This window comes from Deinococcus misasensis DSM 22328 (genome assembly GCF_000745915.1).
In the GTDB taxonomy this organism is placed as follows: domain Bacteria; phylum Deinococcota; class Deinococci; order Deinococcales; family Deinococcaceae; genus Deinococcus_C; species Deinococcus_C misasensis.
Genome location: NZ_JQKG01000032.1, coordinates 15,096 through 38,836, shown reverse-complemented (window position 1 = coordinate 38,836; position 23,741 = coordinate 15,096). Strand labels below are relative to the sequence as shown.

The following is a 23,741-nucleotide window of genomic DNA, read 5'->3' as shown; positions in this document are numbered from 1 at the left end:
CCATTGTACGACAAAAAACGCAAAAACCTGCAAACTCCTGCATTTTTGCTACAATGAACTTGCCCATGTTTGCCGAAGAGCGCCGAAAACGCATTCTCGATGACCTGATCCGTCTGGGTCGGGTCACCGTTCAAGACCTTGCCAGCCACCTGCAGGTCTCTGAAGACACCATCCGCCGTGACCTCAAACACCTTGCAGACCACGGATACCTGCAAAAAACCCACGGTGGGGCCGTGATGCTTGACACCCCACGCCTGACCTACACCCAGAGGGCCAGCGTGCTCAGCACCAACAAAGTCCGCATCGGTCAAGCTGCAGCCCGCATGATCCAACCCGAGCAAACCGTGTTCATCGACGCAGGCAGCACCACCCTCGCTGCTGCCCAAGCCCTCTCTGAACAGGACTTGCACCTCACTGTCATCACCAACTCCCTCGAAGTGGCCCACTGCTTCGAACACAAATCCACCGTGCAACTCATCGTCACCGGGGGGCTCTGGAACCAGACCCTGAGGCACTTCCACGGGCACACCTGCGTGCAAACCATTCAGGAATTCCGCGCCGATGTGGCCTTGATTGGCGCAGCAGCCCTGCACCCCACCGCTGGAAACACCACCCCCTATCAGGAAGATGCTCTGGTCAAACGGGCGATCTTTTCCAGCAGCATCCGCAGAATGGTGCTCACCGACCACACCAAACTCGGGCTGGTGTCCTCCAGTTTCATTGCGCCCACCTCTGAGATTGATGTGCTGGTCACCGATGGGAACCTGGAAGGGTGGCAGGAGTGGGTGCCTGAAGTGGTGCTGGCTTGATTGGCCATCATTCCGTCATTTGGAATGTTCATCTCCAGAAGGGCAAAACCTCGCAGAGGATTGACACCCAAGGTTCAATCCAACATCTTCAGGGACCAAAACAAAACCAGAGGCTTCCGAATGTTAACGGGTAAGCCTCTGGAGTCAGTTGGGTGATGGTCTCAAGGACACATGTGGGTGGTCAGGTGGTTTGATCACAGCAGGTGGGCAGAAAGCGGTTTTCACAGCTTCTTGCATCAGCAGGTGGTGCAAGGCTTGGCAGGATCGGTTTGGGTGGAGTAGGTGGTGCTGTTGGGGCCCTGACCGTTGTTCTGGCCGGGTTCAGCAAAAGCGGCTGGGTTTCCCAGAATGGCCAACACTCCCATCAGAATCATCAGTTTTCTCTTCATGCATCGAGTTTACCCAAAGAAGCTGAAGCCAACCGGGGAAATGCCTTACTCTTTTCTTTATCTTTCCTGTGGATCAAGTGGGCATCCAGCACATTTGCCACAACCACTGCAGGTTGTCCCAGAGCCTGAACCCACACAGGTGTGATGGTGTGAAGGGGCCAAATTTGGGATTGATGGAAAGCCTGACCCTGTTCAATCCGCAGGCAGCTCTGGGTGGCCTCCTGCAACAGGACGGATTCCTGAGACACCACATGCAGGGCATAAGGGGTGAAGTGCTGCATCCAGCGTGCCACCCAGTGTTGTGCAGCTTCACTCAGGCGTGGAAAGCCTGCAGCAAAGTCCTGTTGGTGCCTCTGGAAGCTTTCCAGGTTTTCTTGCTGTTGGCGAATCTGGATTTCCATTTGACAGACGGGGTGCAAAAGGGCCAGTTGCAAGATGCCGTTGGTGGGTGCAGGAACACCATCTCCCAGCACCTCCAATGCTTCAGGCTGACCGGTCAAACCCAGAGCCAGAGCAAAAGCGTATTGCACCATCTGCCGGACAATTTCGTTGGCTTCGGGGTCCAGATGGATGCTCTGGATGTGTGCCAAAAGCTGCTGGATGCTTGAATCTGCAGGCGACTGCGTGTAAAGCATCTGTGCATCACACAGGCTGCGCAATTCTTGCAGGGTGTGCAGCACCTCTCCCAGTTTGTAGAGGGTGATCTCTGGAGGGTACTGAACCGGTTTTCCCGACCATTTTCCGAGGCTGGCGGTGCACAGGGCATGCCTTGCCCAGTCGGACAGACCGTCTTCGCCCCAGCCCAAGAGCCAATGCAGCAAGGTCAGGTAGGACATGCTGTACTCGGCAATGGTGGCACTGGCCGGAACGTCCCTTAAAACATCCCGGTAGGTGGTGGCTGCTTTCTCCAGCTTGTTGTTGAACAAGTCCCTGCGGGCAAATTCTACCACTGCCACACTGCGGGTCAAGCGGTCGCCCAGCAGTTCGGACAGACGCACGGCTTCAGAGAATTCTCTGGCGGCCGAGTCGGTCATGTTGAGGGTCACGAAGGCCGCACCCCTCACGATGTGCATGCGGGCTTTGGCTTCCATGTTGGTGGGTCTGGCATTGAGGGGCCAGGTGACCGGATACCGGGTGATGATGCGCCTGAGTTGGGTTTCGTCCACTTCTCGCACCAGCAAAGCCAGGTACCACGCCAAACAGAGGGGTTCTGAAAGGTGGGGTGCCAGCAGGATTTTGGCCTCTTCAGACATCCCGAGGCGAATCAAGATCCTTGCCCTTCTGGCCTCGCGGATTTCGCTGAAAGGCAAGGTTTCCAGTGCTGTCAGCAGTTCGGTCAGGTTCCCTTCCCGTTCGCACTGGGTGTACAGGTGCAGGTAATCCACAGGTGAGTGAATCAGTTGACCCAGTTGCGCAAGAGACGGAAGAGACATGGTTATCCTCAATGTAACAGGTGAGCATGAAAAAAAACGTGCATTAAGAAATCCTCTAGAACGGCTTAAAAAAGCCAGCATTTTTTCAGTGGATTGCACGTTCCAGATGCTGTTTCAGCCTCACTTCAACTGAGATCCATCTCACATGAGTCTCAAATGAGACAACTGTCAAGAATGGAAGAAAGGGATGTGCTGACCATGGGCCAACCTGCCGTTTTGTGGACATGAACTCAGGCGTTCCAGAGGATCTGGCACCTGTTCACCTTCCATGATTCAAAAATGATTCTGCATGCAGAAGGGGTTTTTCGTGGGCTTGTGCTTGTTGGATGGGGTTGTGGGTTGCCATTCATCCACCCATCCTTTGCAAAAAGCCTTCAGGCTGTCCAGTTCTCCGGGAAAACCCAACCATGCTTTGACCATGGAGGTCTTTCTAACCTGTATCCAGAGCAAAGGACATTCTTCAAGAAGATCCTGCCTTTCAAACCACATCACAGACCGTCCATTGCGGTCACAGGAGAACACCATGAACCCAGACCTTTACCCCAACAGCATCGCTCACCTGATTTCCAACTTTGATGGAGCCGTTTTGCTTCCCCACATGGAAGAATTCACGGCCACCTCCCGAATCTGGAACAACGCTGAACAGGCCACCCCTGCACTGGTGGTGCGTCCACAGAACACCGAAAGCGTTGCTCTGGCCCTGCGTTTTGCCCTCGGACAGGGGATGCCTGTGGCGGTTCGCTCTGGAGGTCACAGCCCCGCAGGTTTTGGTACCGTGCAAGACGGCATGGTGATCGACACCTCTGGCCTGAAAACCTTCGAAGTGGATCCTGCCAGTGCCAGAGTTACCCTTGGCGCAGGCTGGACCTGGGGTGAGGTCGCCGAAAAACTCGAAGCACACGGCCTTGCCATCACCGCTGGAGATACCGGAACGGTGGGTGTGGCTGGACTCGCTCAGGGGGGAGGCATCGGTTGGATGGTCCGCAAGCACGGCCTGAACGTCGACCGTTTGCTGTCCGTTGAACTGGTGACCCACTCGGGCGAAGTGGTGCGTGCCTCCCAGACCGAAAACCCCGAGCTGTTCTGGGGCCTCAAAGGGGCCGGGGCCAATTTTGGCATCATCACCCGGCTGGAATACCAGGCCCACGAAGGTGGTCTGATTTACGCCGGAATCGTGTTTTACCCTGGTCTGGAAGCCGAACATGTACTCACCGAATACGCCCGACTGGCCCAGATGGCCCCAGAGGACCTCACCACACAGGTGATCCTCATGCCTGCCCCTCCTGCCCCATTCGTTCCTGCCGAAGCCGTGGGCAAACCCGTGGTGGGCATCGTGGGTTGCTGCACCGGAGACCTGCAAGTGGCCGAAAAAGTGTTCCAGCCTTTCCGCGAACTGGGTCATGCCGTTGCAGACCTTTCAGGGGTGATGCCTTACACCGGACTCTTTCACCTGATGGCTGCTGGATCAGAACAGGGACACTGTCACACGGTCCGCTCGGGCTTCATGAAAGAACTGCACCCGGATTTCATTCCAGCTCTGGTGAAAGCCTGTGTGCTGGAAATGGCCCCCACCCAACTGGTGCAACTCAGGGTGCTGGGTGGCAAAATGGCCCGCATCCCCTCTGGCAGTGCTGCTTTTGCCCACCGCGACAAGAACTTCTTGCTGCTGGTGTCCAACATGTCCCCCTCCAGAGAGCACCTGCCTGACCTCTGGTACGAAACCGAACGCATGTGGACGGCCCTTGAACCTTTCATGGGCGGAATGTACGGCAATTTCGCCAGCAGCCGTGAAGCCTACAAAGTGCAGGAAACGTACGGCCTGACCCATCTGGAACGCCTGTCTGCCCTGAAAGCCCAGTACGATCCGCAAAACGTCTTTGCCCGCAACATGAATGTGCCTGCTGCCCGCAGTGTGCTGCAACTCTGAACCCGCACAAAAAAGGACCGCAACTTTTTCAGGTTGCGGTCCTTTTTGGGTTGGAATCAGTCCATGTCGCCTTCGGCGTAAAGCTCATCCAGAATGGCCTGATAGTGGCCTTCCGCAGTGCGGCTGTCCCACTCGTCAAAGAGGGTGTAGGTGTCGTCTCCACCCTGCACCGTGGCGGTTTTGGCTGGAGAGTAAGGACCGGCAAGGCCAGCGTACTCGACGCCATCCTCATCGGTGAATTTGAACAGGTAGTAATCGTTCAGGGTGTCTTCGTCCTGACGGGTGAATTTCTGCACGAACTCAATGTTCTCGGGTTCATAACCGAGGTAATCCGAACCAATCAACAGGTTGGTCAGGTCCGAAGTGGCCAGAGCCTGCTGGTTGCGGTAAGCCTGAGGGAACAGGTCAAGCCTCTCTGCATCTTCGAGGTACTCGTACAGGGTCCAGCGCATTTCGTTGCTGGCTGCGATGTTCTCAAAGACCTCTGAGGGCACATTCTGTTCGTTGTAGACCAGAGAAATGGCAGCCCAGGCTTGCAGGTGGGGGTCTTTGAATTGCAGGGCTTCTTTCAAGACCGCATCCCCGGTTTTGGTTTTCATGAAACCCACCATGTCCAGCATGATTCCGCCCAGGTACCGGTCGGTGTTGTAGGGTTCTGCCCAGCGCCATGCAATTCCAGAGTCCTGCTGGGCTGCTTTCAGTTTGGCGGACAGGACTTTGTAGTCGTTCAGGATGGTTTTTTCGTGTTTGCGGATGTCTTCGCTGGTCAGTTCTTCGTCGTACAGGTAAGACAGGGCCAGATCGTAAATGTCAAACTGCAATTTGGGGAATTTGGTGTACTTGAACAGCTCTGGAATCAGCAGGTCCGCGACCCCTTCCTGATTTTTCAGGTTGCGGATGGGCAGGCTGTCCAGAGAAGCTGCATGTTTTCCAACCAGACCCAGATAGGTTTTCAGGGCGGTGGTGTTTTTTTCCAGTCGGGTCAGCACATCCAGCGCGAACCACTTGCCATCGGCATCCAGTTTGGGAAACACATTGACAATGGGCTTGATCATGGAAGGCTTGGGGTCATACCGCAAAAAAGAGATCAATTCTGCGCTGACGCTGTATTCTCCAGTGGCCTCGTATTTCTGGGCTGCTGCGTCCAGCACCTTCAGGCTTTCTTTTTCGGTGAAGCCTGCATCGGCCATGTCTACCAGTGCATCAAGGGCTTTTTCTCGGGTTTCTTTGCTGGTGCTTTTCAGGTCCTTGAGCAGGGAATCCACCGAGGCAGCACTTGCTGCGCCAGAGAGCAGGACGACGGTCAGGAGCCATTTAAAATGTAATTGTTTCATCACGGATTCATCCTATCAAAAGAAAACGGCAAACAGCAGGGAAAACCAGCTTAGGACCACCCCAGTTGATCTTGCCTATTGCAAGAAAGCTTTTTGATGGGTGGTTGCCTGACCTTGAGGCTGCAAAGGCCCCTGCAAGAAGTGCTGGATCCACTTTGCCATAGGCTCGGGTTCATCTTCAGGGACCAGCACTTTGCTGTGCTCCATCCAGACCAGTTCGCTCTGGGGAAGTGCTCGATGCAGCCTTTCTCCCAGATGTGTTCCAAACAGGGGGTCTTTCTTGCCCCAGAGGATCAACACGGGTTTCTGAAAGCGGGACAGTTGTTGGGTGACCTCCAGCATGTCTTTCTTGCGCACCCCAGCGAAGGCTTTTGCCAGATCCCGGCGCACTGCTTTGCTCCGGATCATGGGTTTCAGGTAAGCGGGCAAAAGTTCCAGGCGGGTCTGGCTCATGTCTCCCATGGTGGTGGGCAGGGCAGCCAATCCCGGAATCCGCATCATCAGGGCCATTAGGTCCATGAAACCCGGCCATCTGGAGCAAGACACCAGATATTCAAACCGTCTGGGCGGAAACACCTCAAAAGCGTCGCAATTGCTCAGCACCACTTTTTCAATGCGCTCAGGGCACTGCACCATCAAAAACTGACTGAATGCCCCTCCGGTGTCGTTGGCAATCAGGGTCACCCGGTCCAGCTTCAAGAAATCCATGAACTGCACGATCAAGCGCACCACCCCCTGAGGGCTCAGGTCTGCATCTTCGGGCATGGGCAGGGTGTGGCTTCCAATCGGCAACAGGGGCACGATGCAGCGGTAACGGGTTTCCAAAGCTGGAACCACTTTCCTCCAGAGCCGGTGGTCCACCATCATGCCGTGCAAAAACAGCAGCACGGGGCCAGAGCCGGAATCCTGATACTGGATGGAACCTGCGGGCAGCACAGCGGTTTTCAGTTCTTTCATGGGTCCAGTGTGCAAGACCCCTGCCCAAAAGACCAGAAAAATTTTTTCTTGTCAGGTGTCTCTGGAGACCGGAATGTAACTCAGGATCCTCGGGTAATCGAGCTCACCCAGCAAGGTGTAGGTCAGGCGCAGTTGCAAGGTTTCACCTGACGCCATCTGCAAATGCAACAGGTGTAGGGGGCTGAGGGGCACCTCTGCATGGTCTTCAGAGGCATGTTTCCAGAGTTCAGGGAAAACGGGAAGCTGCATCAGTTGCTGCACGCACAACTGGAACCACTCTTCTTGCAGGGCAAACGGGTTTTCACGCAAAAAAGTGAGCACATCTCTGCGGGCTGCTTCCTTCCAGATTGCAGTGCCTCCGCAAAACAGGGGATAGAGGGGCAAATTCGGATCAAAAGTCAGGTGCAGCACATGCCTTTTTTCCAGAGGCAGCTTCTCAAACTGCTGCTGGTCCAGTTGAAACAGCTGCAAAACCGCTGCATTCACCCCATGGATGGTCCAATCCCGCGTGATCAGGATGGAAGGCCACGGCATCAGGTGAAGGGTTTCAAAACCCACTTTCAGGGCGTCTTGCAACTCTGAACCGGTCAGATAAAGGTTCAGTGGGGCATAACCCGCAGACACCAGCAACTGGTTGCGTTCCGTCAAATTGCACTCAAAGTAATCTGCAAGGTCCAACACCTGATTGCGCCTCGGGGGATTGCGAACCACACCCCTCAGTAGAGCCTTGTAAGAGCTGTAGGACAGGTCGCACAACTCATCACGGGTCCATTGCTTGAACAGGTGCACTGGCCCGGCCTGCCTTCTTTTCAGCAGGCTTTCACAGGTTTCCGCGAAAACCTTGCACTCTGGAGCCACCTGCTGAAGCAACGTCATGGCTCCAGTGTAATGCACGATCAACAGAGGCAGTGGGTAAATTTACAGCCAGAGCCGCCAAAAAGAGAAAAAATCAAGCCTGAAATTTCTGGCGCTGGGACTTCTGGTGGTTGCAGGTGGGCTCTGGTGGATGCACTCTGTACAAAGGCAAGCCACCGATGCGACGTTCAAACGTCTGGTGCAGTCTGGAAAAGTGGCCCGCACCCATCCCACCATCACCAACGTACAGGTGAAAACACCAGAGGGTGAAGTGCTTCATGACCGAAAGGCAGGCATCAACCGACTGCCAGAGGGAAGAAAACCTCCTCTGGAATGACGTTTGCAATGAAATTCCCCCCTGAAACCAGAGGGGAATCGATCCAACAAACCTTTTTTGAAACCTTTATTTGGCAGCCTGATACCAGTTGCGGTCCCAGCGGTGCCCGTGCAATTTCTGCACCTGCTCGGCAGGGAGGCCCTGACCGTCTGCCAGCAGCACATTGCGTTCCACATTGCCCACGCTGCGCATGCCCACAATCACTGTGGAAACCGCTTGGTGGGACAGCACGAACCGCAGAGCGGTCTCTGGAAGTTGCGCAGTCGAGATCCCGAGGTCCTGCTCAATGGCCCGCAGGTGTTCTTGCAGTTCCTGCTTGCGGTTGCCTCCGAAGTAATGGTGGCGCCAGTCCCCTTCGGGGAACTCGGTTTCGGGGGTGATTTTGCCGGACAAGGCCCCTTCATCGAGGGCCACCCGCACAATCACGCCGATGTTGTGGGCAAGGCAGGCGTCCAGCAAGCGGTCTTGCGGGCTCTGGTCAAACACGTTGTAAATCACCTGCACGGACTCCACCAGACCGGATTCGATCAGACGGATGGCGTTCTCGGGCTGGTGGTCGTTGATGGAAATGCCGAAGTGGCGGATTTTCCCGTCTTTTTTCAGTTGGGTGATGGCGTCCTGCCAGTCTCCCTGATCGGTCCATGCATCGTCCCACACGTGGAATTGCTGCACGTCAATGTGGGGAAGCCCGAGGTTTTTCAGGCTCTGTTCGGTGCAGGCAATCACATGCTCGGCAGGGAAAGCGTCACTGGCCGGAATGCCTTTTGGGGCAGGCCAGATCAGGTTTTTGGGGGGGATTTTGGTGGCCACCAGCACATGGGGGTGTTCACGGACGATTTCTCCAACCAGTTTTTCACTGTGCCCGTCGCCGTACCCCAGAGCGGTGTCGATGAAGTTTCCGCCCAGTTCCACGTAACGCCTCAGGGCATTCAGGCTTTCGTTGTCGTCTGCGCCAATCCACATGCTCTGTCCGATGCCCCAGGCCCCGTAACCGATTTCGGTGACTTCAAGGCCGGTGCGTCCCAGCGTTCTTTTGTGCATGTTGTGTTCCTCCTGTACCGTTATACCTGATCGGTCTTGCAAGGTTTGTGGCAATGGGGAAGATGTGCAGAAGGGGCAGGGTGTTTCAGGCCCTTCAAATGATGGGCAATAAGGAACTTCACAAGGGGTCAAACCATGATCCTGTTTTACAGTGGAGGCATGATGGAACATCGATTTGAAATCACTCTGGGAGAGGCTTTGCCTTTTGATCCAGACCAGCCACATTCGTCTTGTCCCATGTGGTTGACCCTGAATGACAGGTGCTATCCCAACCAAGGTTGGTGGGACAATCCGGGGATTGTTCTGGGCTGGTGGGCGAATGCGCTTTTAACCCTTCATGGAAGCAAATCGGCCACCTTTGTTTTCATGGAAGGCCCTTACTGCTTGAGGCTGGAAAAGAAAGAGCATGGCATTGAAGTGACTCCAGAGGATTGGGCTGAAGGCATTTTGGTGTCTTGGAAAGATCTGGTTCGTGAAATCAGCGAAAAAGCGAGGTTCTTTGCGCCCTTTTTTGAAGCCAAACCCCAATTGCAAAAGGTGGGAACAGGTTTGAGGGAAGCTGTCGACACGCTTGAAGCTTTGCCAGACCTGAAACTTGGAACCAAAAAGACAAAGCCATGATTGCTGGTTTTCAACCTCAAGTTGAGCTTCAAGTCAAGCTTCTGGGCCACATGCCATATGATCAGATATGCCTAAAAGTGCTTTCTGGAAGCGTGACCTGCTCTCCTTTTTACGTACTGGGACAACCAGAAATTTAAACTTGTGCTTGACTGTTGAAGACCTTGAGGCCCTTTTTGGAGGTATTGCCTATCAGGTTGATCAAAATCTTTATGGGTTTGTGGATGAAACGGTGGAAGTGGTGTTTTGGGGTGGGCAGGTTGAATCGATTCGCTTCAAATGGATGCAGGAACCAGAGTCCAAGTGGGCGTCATGGTTTCCTCCTGCCTGACATTTGACGATGGTGCGTGTCTTGAAATGGTTGATCAGAGCAAAGGTTCCTTTTGCCGTATGGTATTGGGATGTTTACGGAGTTGGGGTTCACCTGACTGGCCATGGTGGGCTCTTGCAGTTCGATGATCAGGGGCGTCTGCTCATGATTGCTTACTACAGAAATGCCAGCAAAGGAATGGCCAAACCAAAACGGATGCTTCACTTTGTGCCTTCTAAAAGGATATCAAAAACCCAGTCTCAATTGACCAAATGCATGCCCAGCTGTTGTGGTGGTTTGTTGTCTCAATCCTGCTCGGGTTCCTGAATCGGCAATTGAACCACTGCCACAGTGCCTTTGCCCACTTCGCTTTCCAGCCAGATGTGTCCTCCGTGCTGCTCCACAATCCAGCGGGCAATCGGAAGCCCGAGGCCGGTCCCTCCGGGGTCTTCTCCACGGTGGCGGCTCTGGTCTGCACGGTAAAACCGTTCAAACACCCGTTCCAGATCCTGAGGGGAAATGCCGTATCCGTTGTCCTGAACGCGCAGTTCTGCGCAGTTTTGGTTGCGTTGCAAAGCCAGGTGGACCGTTCCCCCTTCCGGGGTGTACTTCAGGGCGTTTTCCAGCAAGATCAAGGTGAGTTGCTTCAGGCGGTCGCTGTCCCCTTCGAGGGTGATGTGCTCCAGAGGCCCGAGCGTTATGGTGTGGTGTTCAGAAACACGTTCGATTTGTTTCCATGCGGCCTGCACCACCTGATGGAGTTCCAGTTCATCGGAGCGCAAAACGGCGCCTGCGTCCCCTCGGGCGAGTTGTAGCATGTCATTCACCAGACGCCCGAGGCGGGTGGCTTCACGCTGCACATCAGAAAGGATTTCTTTTTTGTCCTGCTCGGGGATGTGGGGAAAACGGGTGAACATGTCGAGGTTGCCCTGAATGGCGGTCAGGGGGGTGCGCAACTCGTGTGCTGCGTCTGCGATGAAGCGCTTCTGAACCTGCATCAGTTCACGCAACTTGCGTTCGCTTTCCTGAAGTTGATCAAGGGCCTGCACCCTTTCGGTGATGTCCATGATGATGCCCGTGAACAGATAAGCTGTGCCATTGTCCCGGTAGTGGAAGCGGCCCCTTGCCATCCGGTGGTGGTGGTCGGTGATGCCTTTCACCCGGAAGGACACCGAGTAAGGCACATGGTTTTCAAGGGCGTGGCTGATGTTTTCCATCACACGGCTCTGGTCGTCTTCGCGCAGGGCATCGTAAAAAGCTTCAATGCGCCCAGAGAATTCGGAGAGGGGAACGCCCATCAATTCAGCGGTTTTTTCATCCCAGAACAGATTCCCTGTCGGCATGTCCCATTCCCAGTAGCCCACTTCTGCGGCTTGCAAGGCAACGTTCATGCGGCGTTCGGTGGACACAATCTGGTGCAGCATTTTGCTGGATTCGATGATGCTGGAGGCCACATGGGCAAACTGCATCAACATGATTTCATCGAGTTCGGTGAACTCCCCTTCGTACTTGTCGCTGAGCTGGATCAACCCGAGGTTTTTGCCGTCCCTTCCGATCAAGGGCACCGCAAGCCAACCCCGCATGGGCGGGTGGGTGTCCTGATGCTCGCTGAAATTTCGCCATCTGGGATGGGACTCCAGTTCGCTCTGGGACAGGCGCATGGAACGGTTGTTTTCGCAGACCATCACGTAAATGCCTTTGCCTGTGGGAGGAGGATCAAAATCCCGGTACTCGGCATATTTCTCGCTCAGGGACAGGGCAGAGAGCATCTGTTCCCAGTTCTGGTTTTCAGACAGACTGGTGACCGCCTGATGCGCCCCGATGATTTCACGGGCAGCATCGGTGATGGTCTGGTGGATGGCGTCCATGCTGGTCTCGGGGTAGAGCAAGCGTGGCAATTCGGCCATGCGCTGCATCTGGGAGATCTGGTGTTCCAACTCTTGCTGCAATGCCTGTTCCAGCAGCATGTTGCGGGCCGTGACCACCACCGTTTCACCGTGGGTTTGCCACGTCAATTCCATCTGAAACACCTGTCCCCCGATGGCCTTCTGGGGAACACGCAATTGCCCCTCTGGTTTTTGACCGAAGTCCTCCAGAGGGGCAAGGGTGAAGTCCTGCAAGGCAAGGTTTTGAAATTCCGTCAGGGTCCAGCCGTACTGCTTCACTGCCTGTGGATTGGCCGACATCACCTTGCAGGTCGAGGCATGCACGAGCAGCATCGGACAGGTGTGACGCTGAAAAAAGTCATCAAAAGAGAAACTGGATTGTGCCAGAGCAGAGACAGGATTGGACATGGAACCTTTCAGGAATGCAAATTGCACACAAATTTTACCCTGTTCATTTTAAGGCACCCCTCTGGAAACAACTGAAGGCAAAGCTTCAATGGACCAAGGTCAATGCAAAGTTGCTGTTCGGGCGATGCCAGCATCAAGAGCCGTCAGGGTTCAGCATTCAGCTTTCAGCCGTAAGGAAAGTTTTCTTGCTTCCTCTTGAGTCTCAAAACCAGAGTGGGCTTTCACTTTTCTTCTGTGGATCTTGCTGTTTATGAAAGCAAAAGACCCCAGTGATGTGCTGGCTTTTGGGGTCAAACTTTCAAAGGTGCGAACGAGACATCCCTTGTCTGTAGGACTGACCCTCTCTGGATTTCAAGATCCCTTTGCTCTTGCTGATTCACTGTACGTGGATTTGCCTGCACACCTTCACATCCCGGCCTTTCAGAATGATGGATCCTGAGAGTTCTTCGTCCAGCAGCAGATCATGCAGATGCAGGTCACGCAGATCCACGGTGATTTTTGTCGGTTTGTGGTTCAGCAGGAACACGTAATCCTTGCCGTCTTTGCTGCGCCGGGTGATTTCCAGACCTTCAGGCACCTCTGGCAGCAGTCCTGCAATGCCTTTCTCTTTGCACACATGCCGGATGAGCCCCTGCAAGAAGGTTTCCTCTGGACTGGTGGCCACGTAATACGCGGTGCCAGAGCCGTAAATGTGGCGGGTCAGTGCAGCCTGTCCTGCATAGAAATCCTCTCCATAAGTGGCGAGCACTTCCGCTCCATTCAGGCGCAAGAGGTCAAACAGGAGGTTGCATTCGTAACTGCCTTGCAGCTCACCCAGAGGGGCTTCCATCACCACACGGTTTTTTTGTGCTGGAGGCAGGGCGTCGATTTCTTCACTCCACAGCCCGAACACTTCACGCAGTGGGCCGGGTGCCCCTCCACGGAACACATGGTCGTTCACGTCTGCCACACCGGTCAGGAAACTGGACAGCAGGGTGCCTCCGTTTTGCACAAAAGCTGTGATGGCGTCCGTGTCCTCAGGGTGCAGCAAGTACAGGGTGGGTGTCACCAGCAGTTTGTACTTCGAGAGGTCAGATCCCGGTCCCACCACATCCACAGAAATTCCGTCCTGATGTAGAGCGCTGTAATAACGGGCCACCTGCTCCATGTAGTGCAGGTCCACACTCGGGCCAGCAGAATTTTCCAGCGCCCACCAGGTTTCCCAGTCGAACCACAGGGCCACCTCGCTCTGGAGTTCAGAACCCAGCAGCTCTGGACCCAGTTTCTGCAATTCGGCGCCCAGAGCCGCCACCTCTTTGAACACCCTCGTGTCGTTGCGTCCGGTGTGGTCGATGACTGCCCCGTGGAATTTCTCGCAGGCAGCCACCGATTGGCGCATCTGGAAGAACAGCACCGAATCCGCACCGTGTGCCACCGCCTGATAACTGCCCAGACGCATCGCACCGGGCCGTTTCACCCAGTTGTACGGCTGCCAGTTGGTCTGGCTGGGGGTTTGCTCCATCAACAGGAAACTCTGGCCGTTTTTCAGTCCCCGCATCAGATCATGCAGGAAACCCACATGGGCCGGAGGCTGGCTGGGTTGAGGGTAGCAATCCCAGCTCACCACGTCCATTTTCCTCGCCCACTCGCGGTAATTGTAAGGCCGGTACGCCCCCATCAGGTTGGTGGTGACAACAGCCTCTGGGATGTGCTTCTTGATGGCTTCATGCTCAAGGCTGTACACCTCCAAAAAGTTGTCCGAGCTGAAGTGGGTGAAATCCAGCACCAGAGGTTGCTGGCACATCCCCCGGTCCGACCACTGCACGGTGAGCTGGTTGGGCACCACCACCTGATCCCAATCGGTGAGGGTCTGGTTCCAGAAACGGGTGTTCCATGCACGGTTCAGCTCATCCAGCGTCTGGTAACGCTTTCTGAGCCACACCCGGAAGGCTTTTTCGCAGTTCTCGCAGTAACAGACCCCGGTGTACTCATTGGACACATGCCAGAGGGAAATCGCATCTTCATGTTGGTAGCGTTTGGCCAGTTCTTCTGCAAGCCTCGGGGCGAAACGGCGGTAAGTGGGGCTGGAAGGGCAAGAGTTGTGCCGGTCTCCAAACTTGCGTTTGCGCCCCTGAAAGTCCACCCTCAGGATGTCCGGATGCTTTGTGGCCATCCACGCCGGGTGTGCAGCAGTGCCCGTCCCGAGGCACACTTTCATGTCATTTTCTTTCAAAAGCCGGATGATGTCATCCAGCATCGCAAAATCGTAGGTGTCTTCATCGGGCTGCAACTGGGTCCACGAAAAAATGTTGATGGACAGCAGGTCAATTCCAGCCTCTTTGAACATTTCGATGTCTTGCAGCCAGACTTCACGGTCCCACTGCTCGGGGTTCCAGTCTCCGCCGTAAGGAATTTTGGGGATTTTCAGGTTGATCATGGTGCTCCTTGGTTTGAGAGAAGCGTTCAGCTGTCAGCCATCAGCGTTCAGCTTTGAAAGCCCTCTGGGGTTGGTGGGTTTGGGCGAGGCATGCCTCGCCCCTACAGGTCTCTTTGACGATTTCTGGTACGAATGACTGAACGCTCTGGGTTTTGTGTTGGGCGCAGCACGCTGCGCTCCTACAGTTCCCTTTGAAGATTCTTTGTTTGGATAGAGCATGTTGCTTTCTGTTCTTCCAAGGGCGAGGCACGCCTCGCCCCTACAGTTCCCTTTGAAGATTTTTATACGTGTGGGACGATGCTCTCGGCTCTCGGCTCTCGGCTCTCGGCTCTCGGCTCTCGGCAAAAGGGCGAGGCATCCCTAGCCCCTACAAAGCCTTTTGCCCCTCAAGCTGCCCTTCCAGAGCCCCTCCCAGCCTCACCTTCCGCCCTGCTTTCAAATCCATGCTTTTGCAAAAATGTCCGTGCTGCACAACCACCGTGCAATTCTGGGCTGAAAGAATTTGAGCAGAAACCAGTTTTCCATCCCGCCAGAGCAGGTCCACGGTCAGGTTTCCCCGGGCTTTCAGGCCCCGGACTTCTCCAGAGGCCCAGTGCTCGGGCAGGGCAGGCAGCAGGTGCAGCACGTCTCCGTGGCTTTGCAGCAGCATTTCTGAGATGGCAGAGGTGCCTCCAAAGTTGCCGTCAATCTGAAAGGGAGGATGGTCGTCCAGCAGGTTGGGCAACGTCGAGTGGGCCAGCAGTTTGTGCAGCATCTCGTAGGCTTTTTCGCGGTCTTGCAGGCGTGCGAACAGGTTGGCGGCCCATGCTGCGCTCCATCCGGTGTGTCCACTGCCGTGGTCAAGGCGTTCTTGCAGGGTGACCCGACTGGCCTGTTTCAAGTGGGCATCGAACAGGTCGGCAGGAAAAAGACCGTACAGGTGGGAGAAGTGTCGGTGGCCTTTTTCGGCCTCCTCGAATTCCTGATCCCACTCCAGCACCTGACCTCTGGACCCGGTTTGGAAAGGGGCAATGCGGGGCAGGGCAGCCCGGATTTCTTCTTGCAGGTCTTCGTGGGTGTCCAGAATTTCGCAGGCCTCCAGAGTGCAGGACAGCACATCTTTCAAAATGGCCAGATCCATGGTGCACGATGAGGTCACGGCACACTTCTGTCCGTGAGCGTCCAGAAATTGGTTTTCTGGACTGCTGGATGGAGATGTGCCCAGCGTGCCGTTCGGGTGTTCCACCATCCAGTCCAGCAGGAATTCTGCTGCCCCAGAGAGCACAGGCAGAGCCTGATACCGCAGGAAGTCGGTGTCCCGCGTGAACAGGTAATGTTCCCACAGGTGCCGGGAAAGCCACCCTCCACCCATCGGCCAGAATGCCCAACTGGCACTGCCGTTGGTGGGGGTGGTCATGCGCCAGAGGTCGGTGTTGTGGTGGGCGGTCCATCCTCTGGCCCCGTAATGGACTCTGGCTGTTCGCCTTCCTGCATGGGAAAGGTCGTCCAGCAAGGCGAACAGGGGTTCGGTGCATTCGGAGAGGTTGCAGCTTTCTGCCATCCAGTAGTTCATCTGGGTGTTGATGTTGATGGTGTAATCGCTGCACCAAGGCGGGGTCACGTGGGGGTTCCAGAGCCCTTGCAGGTTGGCGGGTTGCCCTCCGGCTCTGGAGGAAGCCATTAACAGGTAACGCCCATATTGGAAGTACAGGCTTTCCAGTTCAGGGTCTTGTTCTCCGGCCTTGTAGGCTTGCAGCCTCTGGTCGGTGGGCAGGTGGTCCCGACTGGAATCGGCGTACAGGTTCAGGGACACCCTTGAAAACAGGCTCTGGTGGTCCTGAAGGTGCCTTGCTTTGAGGGTTTCCCAAGACAGGGGACCGTCCCCTTCCAGCACTTCCCGGCACTGCACCTCGGGCCGTTCATCCAGAGGATCTGGGACGGTTTTCCAGTCCTGATGGTTGGAGGCTGCCGTCAGGAGCACCACCACCGACCTTGCCCCCTCGATCTTTAAGCCCTGTGCCAGAGGGGTGACTTTTCCCCCTTCCGTCTGGACTTTCAGCAGGGCACAGAAACAGAGGCCCAGACCGTCTTCGTAAAGCACAGGCTCGGGGTGGTCCTGATGGTAATTGTCCACCACTCTGGAAGGCAGTTGGCCTTTCAGCACCAGACCTGCCTGCTCAAGTTGCAATTGTGCAGGATGAGGGGTCTCCAGCGTGATGAAAAGCTCGGGAAGGGTGCCCTGCTCGGCTTTCCAGCGGTAGGCCAACACCGAATCCGGGTGGCTGATGAACGCCTCACGCGACTCCCGAGTCCCGTTTTCCCTCTGGTATTGCACCTCAAAAATGCCGTCTGACAGGTTCAGGGTGCGCTGGTAGTTTGATGCCTCTGGAGCATTCAGGGCATGGATTTTCAGGGTGCCCAGAGGTTGATAGGCTTCAGGGGAGCGTCCCAGCATGTGCTGTTCGATTCGGCTCTGGGCTTCGAAGTGCTGGCCGTCTTGCAGCAATTCCCGCACTTTTTGCAGGTGCCGTCTGGCTTCGTAATTGATGTCGTCTCTGGGGAAACCGGACCACAGGGTGCCTTCGTTCAAATCGAGGGTTTCATGATGGACACCTCCATAAACCATGGCCCCCAGCAAGCCATTTCCCAGAGGCAGGGCTTCATTCCAGTTTTGTGCAGCTCGGGTGTATCTCAGGTGTGGAGTCATCTTGGGTTCCGGTCCTTAAAAACCGTCCCCCAGTGAAGGGGGACAGCTTCAAGCTTGCGAGAAGCAGGGGGTGGCGAGAAGCAGGGTGTAAAACAGGGGGTTACTTCTTGATCACGCCCCAGAGTTTCAGGCGGTCCTGCACCAGTTCGGTCATCAGGTCGTTGTACTTGCTGAGTTGTTTGTCCATCACGTTCAGCATTTCATCGTAGATTTTGTCGAAGTCTTTGGGATCGGCCAGAATGGCTTTCGGGATGTACTTGCGGGTGATTTCCTGCTCACGGTTCCAGAATTCGGACAGTGCGCTGTCTTGAGGAACTGGAATCGACCATGCAGCAGCCCAGGGGATGGGTTTGAACTGGCTGGCTTTGGGCAGCAAATCGCCCCAGAATCTGACTTTGTAGGCTTTCAGGGCAGCTTTTTCGGCGTCGGTGTAGCCGTCCAGAATTTGCTCTGGGAAGTTGGTGGTGTAGTAATTTCCGCTCTTGTCTTTCACCCCGTCCCCATAACGCAGGGACAGGCCATAACTGCCAATTCCGGTTTCACGCTGGAAGGCAGCAGGGTCTTTTTCTTTCATTTCCTGATACTTGGGCAGGAATTCGCGTTTGCCGTTCACCACTTTGTAATGCTTGCCTTCGATGCCCCAGTTGATCAGCACCTGACCTTCATCGCTGGACAGAAAATCGAGGAACTTGAGGATCTTGGCGGGGTCTTTGGCAGACTTGGTGATCCCCACGCCGTAACCGCCACGGAAGCCCGTGGGCGCGTTGTATCCGGCTTTCATGGTGCTCTTGAGGGTGGGTCCGAACCGCCCGTACATCTGGTCAAATTTGCCTGCAGCTTTCAGGGAGTTGACCGCATCACCAATGTCCCAGTTGGCATCGATCACACCGACCACCCGGCCAGAGGCAATCTTGGCGAGGTACTGGTCGTATTTCTGGGTGAAGGATTCTTTGTCCAGCAGGCCAATGTCGTTCATGTGGTTCAGCCACCGGAAGTACTCACGTTCCTCTGGGCGGAAGAAGTGGGGTTTGGCTTTGTAGGTTTTGGTGTCCACGGCCCATTCCCCGTCATCCCAAGAGCCAATGGCGAAAGAGGCGGGGTTGGTCACAGAAATCACGAAGCGCCAGTCATCTGCCAGCAGGGAGAGTCCCAGAGTGGGCTTGCCGTCTGCGGTTTTGGGGTGTTTCTTGACGTAATCGGCGATGACTTTCTCAAAGTCTTTGAGGGTTTTGATTTTGGGGTATTTGGCTTCTTTGAGGGCCGCCAACTGGACTTTGAACAGGGCGTCGGTGTCAAAATTGACCTGTCCGATGGTGTCGTTGTTGGGGATGAAGTAAATGCCCTGGTCTTTGTTGGAAAACTTCATGCGGTTGAGCTGATTGCCAATGACTTTTTTGATGCTGGGTGCACTTTTGCTGATCATGGAGGTGAGGTCCAGCATGGCTCCGGCATCAATCAACACCCCTGCTGCACCTTTTGGGGCGATGATGTCAGGATACTGACCCGAGGCAGCAATCAAATTGATTTTCTGGTTGGGGTCTCCCACGGCAAATTCGGCTTTGAGGACCACGCCAGTGCGTTTGGTGATTTCCTTGCCCACATCGTCCTGCATGTTCATCCAGTTGGGGTTGGGGTCGGCAAAGAATCCGGTGATGGTGGTCTGGGCAAAAGCGCCAGAGATGCTGAGGAGTCCGAGGGTGACGAGAGCAGTGCGTTTCATGGTGTTTCTCCTTCAAGGTTTCAGCAGCATTCAGGGGTTTGAATCCTGCTGTTTGAAACAGTGGGATGGGGCTCAGCCTTTGACGGCCCCGAGGGTCATGCCTGCCACGAAGTAGCGTTGCAGGAAGGGGTAGACCATCAGGATCGGCACGGTGGTCACCATGGTGATGGCCATCTTGATGGACTCTGGGCTGACCTGCTGCATGTTGCGGGCCATGTCGTTGCCGTTTACGGCGTCCTGTCCGGTCTGGGTGGACTGCAAAATTTTCATCAATTCGAATTGCAGGGTGGTCAGGTCTGGGTTGGAACCGTTGAACAGGTAGGTGTCAAACCAGCTGTTCCATTGGCCCACAGCAATGAACAGGGCAGCGGTGGCCAGCACGGGTTTGCAGAGGGGCAGAATCACCCGCCAGAAGATGGTGAAGTCGTTGGCTCCGTCCAGCTTGGCCGATTCTTGCAGTTCGTAAGGCAGGGCATCGATGAAAGAGCGGATCATGAAGATGAAGAACACGTTGACCAGTCCGGGCAGGATGTACACCGTGAAGGTGTTCATCAGGTGCAGGTCGCGGATCAGGATGAAGAAGGGAATCATGCCCCCAGAGACGTACATGGTGATGGCAAGGTACCGGCTCAGGAAATTTCTGAACACAAAATCCTTGCGGGACAGCACGTAAGCCACCATCGAGCAGGCAATCAGGCTCAGGACCGTGCCGACCACGGTGCGAAGCACAGAAATCAGGAAGGCTTGCGGAATCGAGCCGAAAGAGAAGATGGTGCGGTAGTTGTCAAAGGTGAAGGCTCTGGGGAAGATGGTGATTCCCCCTTTGACCGTGTCGGATGAGGCGTTGAAGGAGATGGCCAGCACGTTCAGGAAGGGATAGAGCGTGACGATCACCACCAGGAGCAGCACCACCACGATGCCAATGTCCACCACCCGGTCCATCACAGAGGGTTTTTGCAGGGGATTGCGGTAAGGGGACTGGCTCATATGACGCTTTCTCCTGTTCTTTTCTTGAAGAAGCCGTTGGCCCCGAACAGCAGCATCAGTCCGACCACGCTGTTGATCACGTTGATGGCGGTGCCGAACGAGAAGTTGTTTTCACCGATGCCGTATTTCAGGGCGTACAGGTCCAGCACCTGCGAGGCGTCGCTGACCAGAGGGTTGCCCAGCAGCATTTGTTTTTCAAAGCCAATCGAGATCAGGTGTCCGATGGAGAGCACCAAGAGAATCACGATCACGCGGCTGATGCCGGGCAGGGTCACGTGGCGCATCAGTTGCCAGCGGTTGGCCCCGTCCACTTTGGCGGCTTCGTACAGGCTTCCATCAATTGCAGTGATTGCCGAGAGGTAAATGATGGTGTTCCAGCCGAGTTCTTTCCAGAGGTCCGACAGCACCACCACGAACCAGAAGTATTCGCTTTTGGCCATGAATTGCACTTTTTCGTATCCGAACATGGCGATCAGCTGGTTGATGGGTCCATCGTCGGTGGAGAGCATTTTGTAGACCAGTCCAGAGACCACCACCCAGCTCACGAAGTGGGGCAGGTAAGACACGGTTTGCACGAAGCGTTTGAAGAATCCGTTGCGAAGCTCGTTGAGCAGGAGTGCGAACAGGATGGGCATGGTGAACCCGATGATCAGGCCCAGCACGCTCATCCCGAGGGTATTTTTGAGGGCGAGGTAGAAATTGGGGTCTTCGAACATCTTCACGAAGTTGGCGAAGCCCACCCATTCCTGTTCCCAGAAGGTTTTGCTCGGGCGGTACCTCTGGAAGGCCATGGTCCAGCCCCAGATCGGGATGTAACTGAAAATGAACACCAGAACCATGAAGGGCACGGACATGAACAGGAGGTATTTCTGTTCACTCAGGGTGCTGAGGAGCCCTTTTTTCCTTTTCTTTTCTGCGGGGATGGTGCGTTCCATCTGCATGTGCCTGCCTCCTGTGACAGGGGGTCTGGCCTGAATCAGGTCAGTTGAAAGGGTGGCCCAGAGGGGTGGGCTCTGGCCGTTTTGGGCTTGTGGTGACTGTTCAAACCATAGCATCGAAACGGTTCGATTGTCAATTGAGAAATCAAATGTTCACGCTCTCAATCGCGTTCCAGAGCCAATGATACAAATTTTCAGAACCACATGCTCGGGACAGTTGCATCTGCATTTGTGGTCTTGCCACATGGGGTGTCTCAAAAGGCCGGGAAGCCTGAAACCTCCCGGCCCGAAAATCAGAGCACCACCACTTCAGAAGCAGGAAGCACCTTGACAGGCCCACTCTGGCCCGCCACTTTCAGTTCGTAAGGACGCAGGTTGCCCGATTGCTGCACCTGATAGGCATCTCCCACGCGGGTCACGGTCAGGGTGTAATCCACTTCACCCGAGAGGGTGGGAACGGTCACTCTGGCGGTTTCTCCGTCCCTGAGCTGGTAAATGGTGATCACGGCATCCTCCCCGTAGTCGTATTCTGCCCGGGCCTCGGTGCTTCCAGTCACCAGCAAACTGCCGGGTTTGACCAGCAGGGGCATGCTCAGAAAGCCGTACTGCTCCCGCACCCAGCGGCCCCCTTCCACAGGCAAGCCTGTGAACAGATCGGTCCAGGTGCCCTCTGGAACGTAATATTCAGCAAGGTTGTCCTTGCTGAACACCGGGGCCACCAGCAGCGAATCCCCCAGCATGTACTGGCGGTCCAGCATGTGGCAGGCGGGATCCTCGGGGAACTCCAGCAGCATGGCCCGCATCATGGGAATGCCGGTCTGGTGGGTGTGCACGGCCTGCTGGAACAGGTAAGGCATCAGGCGGTTTTTCAGGTACGAGAAGTGACGGAGCACATCCACCGACTCCTCATCAAAGAGCCAAGGCACCCGGTAAGAGGTGGACCCGTGCAAACGGCTGTGCGAACTCATCAAGCCAAAAGCGGTCCAGCGCTTGTAAAGTTCTGCCGGAGGCATCCCTTCAAAGCCGCCAATGTCGTGGCTCCAGTACCCGAACCCCGAGAGGGTCAGGGACAGACCACCACGCAGGCTTTCGGCCATGCTTTCGAAGGTGGAATCGCAGTCTCCGCCCCAGTGCACCGGGAATTGCTGGCATCCAGCGGTGGCAGAGCGGGCAAACAGGGCCGCTTCACCGGTTTCCTCTTGCAGGGCTTCAAAAACCACCTTGTTGTACAGGTAAGGGTAGAAGTTGTGCATCCTCTGGGGATCTGAGCCGTCAAACCACTGCACGTCTTCAGTGGGAATGCGCTCTCCAAAGTCGGTTTTGAAGCTGTCCACCCCCATTTTGCTGAGGCGTTTCATGTGTCCGGCAAACCACTCGCAGGCGGCAGGGTTGGTGAAATCCACGATGCCCATGCCGGGTTGCCAGAGGTCCCATTGCCACACGCTGCCGTCTTTGCGTTTCAGCAGGTACCCTTTTTCAGCGGCTTCCCTGAACAGAGAAGAACGCTGAGCAATGTAAGGGTTGATCCACACGCAGACTTTCAGGCCACGTCCATGCAGGCGGTCCAGCATGCCCTCGGGGTCAGGGAAGACCTCGCTGTCCCACTCGAAATCGCACCAGCGGAAGGCTTTCATCCAGAAGCAGTCAAAGTGGAACACCGACAGGGGAAGGTTTCTTTCCTGCATGCCGTCCAGAAAGCTGTTGACGGTGTTCTCGTCGTAACTGGTGGTAAAAGAGGTGGTGAGCCAGAGCCCGAAACTCCATGCGGGGGGCAAGGCCGGTTTTCCGGTCAGGGTGGTGTATTTTTGCAGGATCTCTTTGGGCGTGGGGCCATAAATCACGTAGTATTCGAGGCTTTCTCCAGCCACACTGAACTGCACACGGGAGACTTTCTCTGTTGCGACCTCGAAAGACACCTGCTCGGGTTGGCGCACGAACACCCCGTAGCCTTTGTTGGTCAGGTAAAACGGCACGTTCTTGTAGGCCTGATCGCTGCCGGTTCCACCGTCCCGATTCCAGACCTCCACATTCTGGCCGTTTTTCACGAAAGAGGTGAAACGCTCCCCCAGCCCGTAAACGTTTTCGCCAACCCCAAGGGTCAGTTGCTCATGGACAAAGGTGCCATGCTGATCGCTGCGGATGTAACCCGTTCCTCTGGACGGACTGCGGGTGATGACTTCCCCCCCGGCCACGAATTCCAGACTGTAGTTTTTGCGGTGGATCCGGGCGGTCAGTTGACCCGAGGTCACCGTGGCAAAATCCTCATCCAGATGGATCTCGGGCACATCACTGCTTTCAAAAATGGGGAAGTCGGGGGTTCTGGGATGCAGTCCCTCAAAGTGGCTGACGCGCACCCTGAGCACGTCTTGCATGGGGGATGAAACCCGGACGGTGAGCACCGGACCTTCCAATGTGTCTCCACGGTGACGGATGTGGCGGGTGGGGACGTAAAGCTCCAGTTCGCCGTTCTGTGCTTGGGCTTCAAACACTTCGGCAGGGTAGTTGGCTTTGACGCCTGGCTGCAAAAGCCAGTTTCCATCGGTGAATTTCATCTGAACCTCGGGGGGTGGGAAGGGAAGGGGTGGAGGGAGGAGAGGGGGTTGAATTGAATCGATTCGAATTTCAGGGTGCGCCTCCATCCCGAACGGGCAGAATCAGGGCTTGGCACGTCCAGCAAAGGGCATGCAGGT

The 23,741-nt window shown here is 55.5% G+C and carries 18 protein-coding genes; 5 read left to right on the top strand and 13 right to left on the bottom strand.

From position 1 onward, the window contains the following. Positions 1-65 precede the first annotated feature (65 nt). Positions 66-809, top strand: a complete 744-nt coding sequence (locus Q371_RS17010) for a DeoR/GlpR family DNA-binding transcription regulator (RefSeq protein WP_051964672.1) — start codon at positions 66-68, stop codon at positions 807-809. A 236-nt stretch (positions 810-1,045) separates the two neighbouring features. Here Q371_RS17010 and Q371_RS27120 read toward each other — a convergent pair whose 3' ends face one another. Continuing rightward, a complete protein-coding gene (locus tag Q371_RS27120; RefSeq protein ID WP_157442773.1) occupies positions 1,046-1,198 on the bottom strand; it encodes a hypothetical protein in 153 nt (50 codons plus the stop codon). After that, positions 1,195-2,631 (bottom strand): hypothetical protein, encoded by a 1,437-nt coding sequence (locus Q371_RS17005; RefSeq protein WP_034342473.1) that lies wholly within the window; start codon positions 2,629-2,631, stop codon positions 1,195-1,197. Before Q371_RS17005 ends, Q371_RS27120 begins: the two co-directional genes overlap by 4 nt. A gap of 523 nt (positions 2,632-3,154) precedes the next feature. Here Q371_RS17005 and Q371_RS16995 point away from each other — a divergent pair. Next, complete coding sequence (locus tag Q371_RS16995; protein WP_051964670.1) at positions 3,155-4,558, top strand: FAD-binding oxidoreductase; 1,404 nt, start codon at positions 3,155-3,157, stop codon at positions 4,556-4,558. 56 nt (positions 4,559-4,614) lie between these two features. Here Q371_RS16995 and Q371_RS16990 read toward each other — a convergent pair whose 3' ends face one another. The 3 genes from Q371_RS16990 to Q371_RS16980 form a co-directional block, all read right to left on the bottom strand. Continuing rightward, positions 4,615-5,892: a hypothetical protein gene (locus Q371_RS16990; protein WP_034342468.1), complete on the bottom strand. Its 1,278-nt coding sequence runs from the start codon at positions 5,890-5,892 to the stop codon at positions 4,615-4,617. Between the two features lie 75 nt (positions 5,893-5,967). Beyond that, positions 5,968-6,849, bottom strand: coding sequence for an alpha/beta fold hydrolase (locus Q371_RS16985; protein WP_051964668.1), 882 nt, complete (start codon positions 6,847-6,849; stop codon positions 5,968-5,970). A 51-nt stretch (positions 6,850-6,900) separates the two neighbouring features. Continuing rightward, a complete protein-coding gene (locus tag Q371_RS16980) occupies positions 6,901-7,725 on the bottom strand; it encodes a hypothetical protein (protein WP_034342465.1) in 825 nt (274 codons plus the stop codon). Positions 7,726-7,855: 130 nt separating this feature from the next. Between Q371_RS16980 and Q371_RS16975 the strand changes: the two genes are divergently transcribed. Then, a complete protein-coding gene (locus Q371_RS16975) occupies positions 7,856-8,041 on the top strand; it encodes a hypothetical protein (protein ID WP_034342462.1) in 186 nt (61 codons plus the stop codon). 66 nt (positions 8,042-8,107) lie between these two features. Here Q371_RS16975 and Q371_RS16970 read toward each other — a convergent pair whose 3' ends face one another. Then, positions 8,108-9,082: an aldo/keto reductase gene (locus Q371_RS16970; RefSeq protein WP_034342459.1), complete on the bottom strand. Its 975-nt coding sequence runs from the start codon at positions 9,080-9,082 to the stop codon at positions 8,108-8,110. Positions 9,083-9,217: 135 nt separating this feature from the next. Between Q371_RS16970 and Q371_RS16965 the strand changes: the two genes are divergently transcribed. Together Q371_RS16965 and Q371_RS16960 are read left to right on the top strand one after the other, a co-directional pair. Then, complete coding sequence (locus Q371_RS16965) at positions 9,218-9,703, top strand: hypothetical protein (RefSeq protein WP_034342456.1); 486 nt, start codon at positions 9,218-9,220, stop codon at positions 9,701-9,703. A gap of 145 nt (positions 9,704-9,848) precedes the next feature. Next, the gene (locus Q371_RS16960) at positions 9,849-10,031 is read left to right on the top strand and encodes a hypothetical protein (protein ID WP_034342453.1); all 183 of its coding nucleotides are present in this window, start codon (positions 9,849-9,851) and stop codon (positions 10,029-10,031) included. Positions 10,032-10,315: 284 nt separating this feature from the next. Here the strand turns inward: Q371_RS16960 and Q371_RS25910 are convergent, their stop codons facing one another. The 7 genes from Q371_RS25910 to yicI all read right to left on the bottom strand — a co-directional run bounded on the left by Q371_RS25910 (position 10,316) and on the right by yicI (position 23,603). Continuing rightward, the gene (locus tag Q371_RS25910; protein WP_051964666.1) at positions 10,316-12,304 is read right to left on the bottom strand and encodes a sensor histidine kinase; all 1,989 of its coding nucleotides are present in this window, start codon (positions 12,302-12,304) and stop codon (positions 10,316-10,318) included. Between the two features lie 376 nt (positions 12,305-12,680). Next, positions 12,681-14,720: a beta-galactosidase gene (locus tag Q371_RS16945; RefSeq protein WP_034342448.1), complete on the bottom strand. Its 2,040-nt coding sequence runs from the start codon at positions 14,718-14,720 to the stop codon at positions 12,681-12,683. 367 nt (positions 14,721-15,087) lie between these two features. Beyond that, complete coding sequence (locus Q371_RS16940; RefSeq protein ID WP_051964665.1) at positions 15,088-17,406, bottom strand: glycoside hydrolase family 95 protein; 2,319 nt, start codon at positions 17,404-17,406, stop codon at positions 15,088-15,090. Between the two features lie 100 nt (positions 17,407-17,506). Further along, the gene (locus tag Q371_RS16935) at positions 17,507-19,126 is read right to left on the bottom strand and encodes an ABC transporter substrate-binding protein (protein ID WP_051964663.1); all 1,620 of its coding nucleotides are present in this window, start codon (positions 19,124-19,126) and stop codon (positions 17,507-17,509) included. A 72-nt stretch (positions 19,127-19,198) separates the two neighbouring features. Then, positions 19,199-20,113 carry a carbohydrate ABC transporter permease gene (locus Q371_RS16930; RefSeq protein WP_034342444.1) on the bottom strand — a complete coding sequence of 305 codons (915 nt, stop codon included), beginning with the start codon at positions 20,111-20,113 and terminating at the stop codon, positions 19,199-19,201. Next, positions 20,110-21,168: an ABC transporter permease gene (locus tag Q371_RS16925; RefSeq protein WP_211253858.1), complete on the bottom strand. Its 1,059-nt coding sequence runs from the start codon at positions 21,166-21,168 to the stop codon at positions 20,110-20,112. The genes Q371_RS16930 and Q371_RS16925 overlap by 4 nt, the downstream gene beginning before the upstream one ends. Positions 21,169-21,344: 176 nt before the next feature. After that, on the bottom strand, positions 21,345-23,603 hold the full coding sequence (gene yicI, locus Q371_RS16920; protein ID WP_034342440.1) for an alpha-xylosidase: 2,259 nt from the start codon (positions 23,601-23,603) through the stop codon (positions 21,345-21,347). Positions 23,604-23,741: the final 138 nt, after the last annotated feature.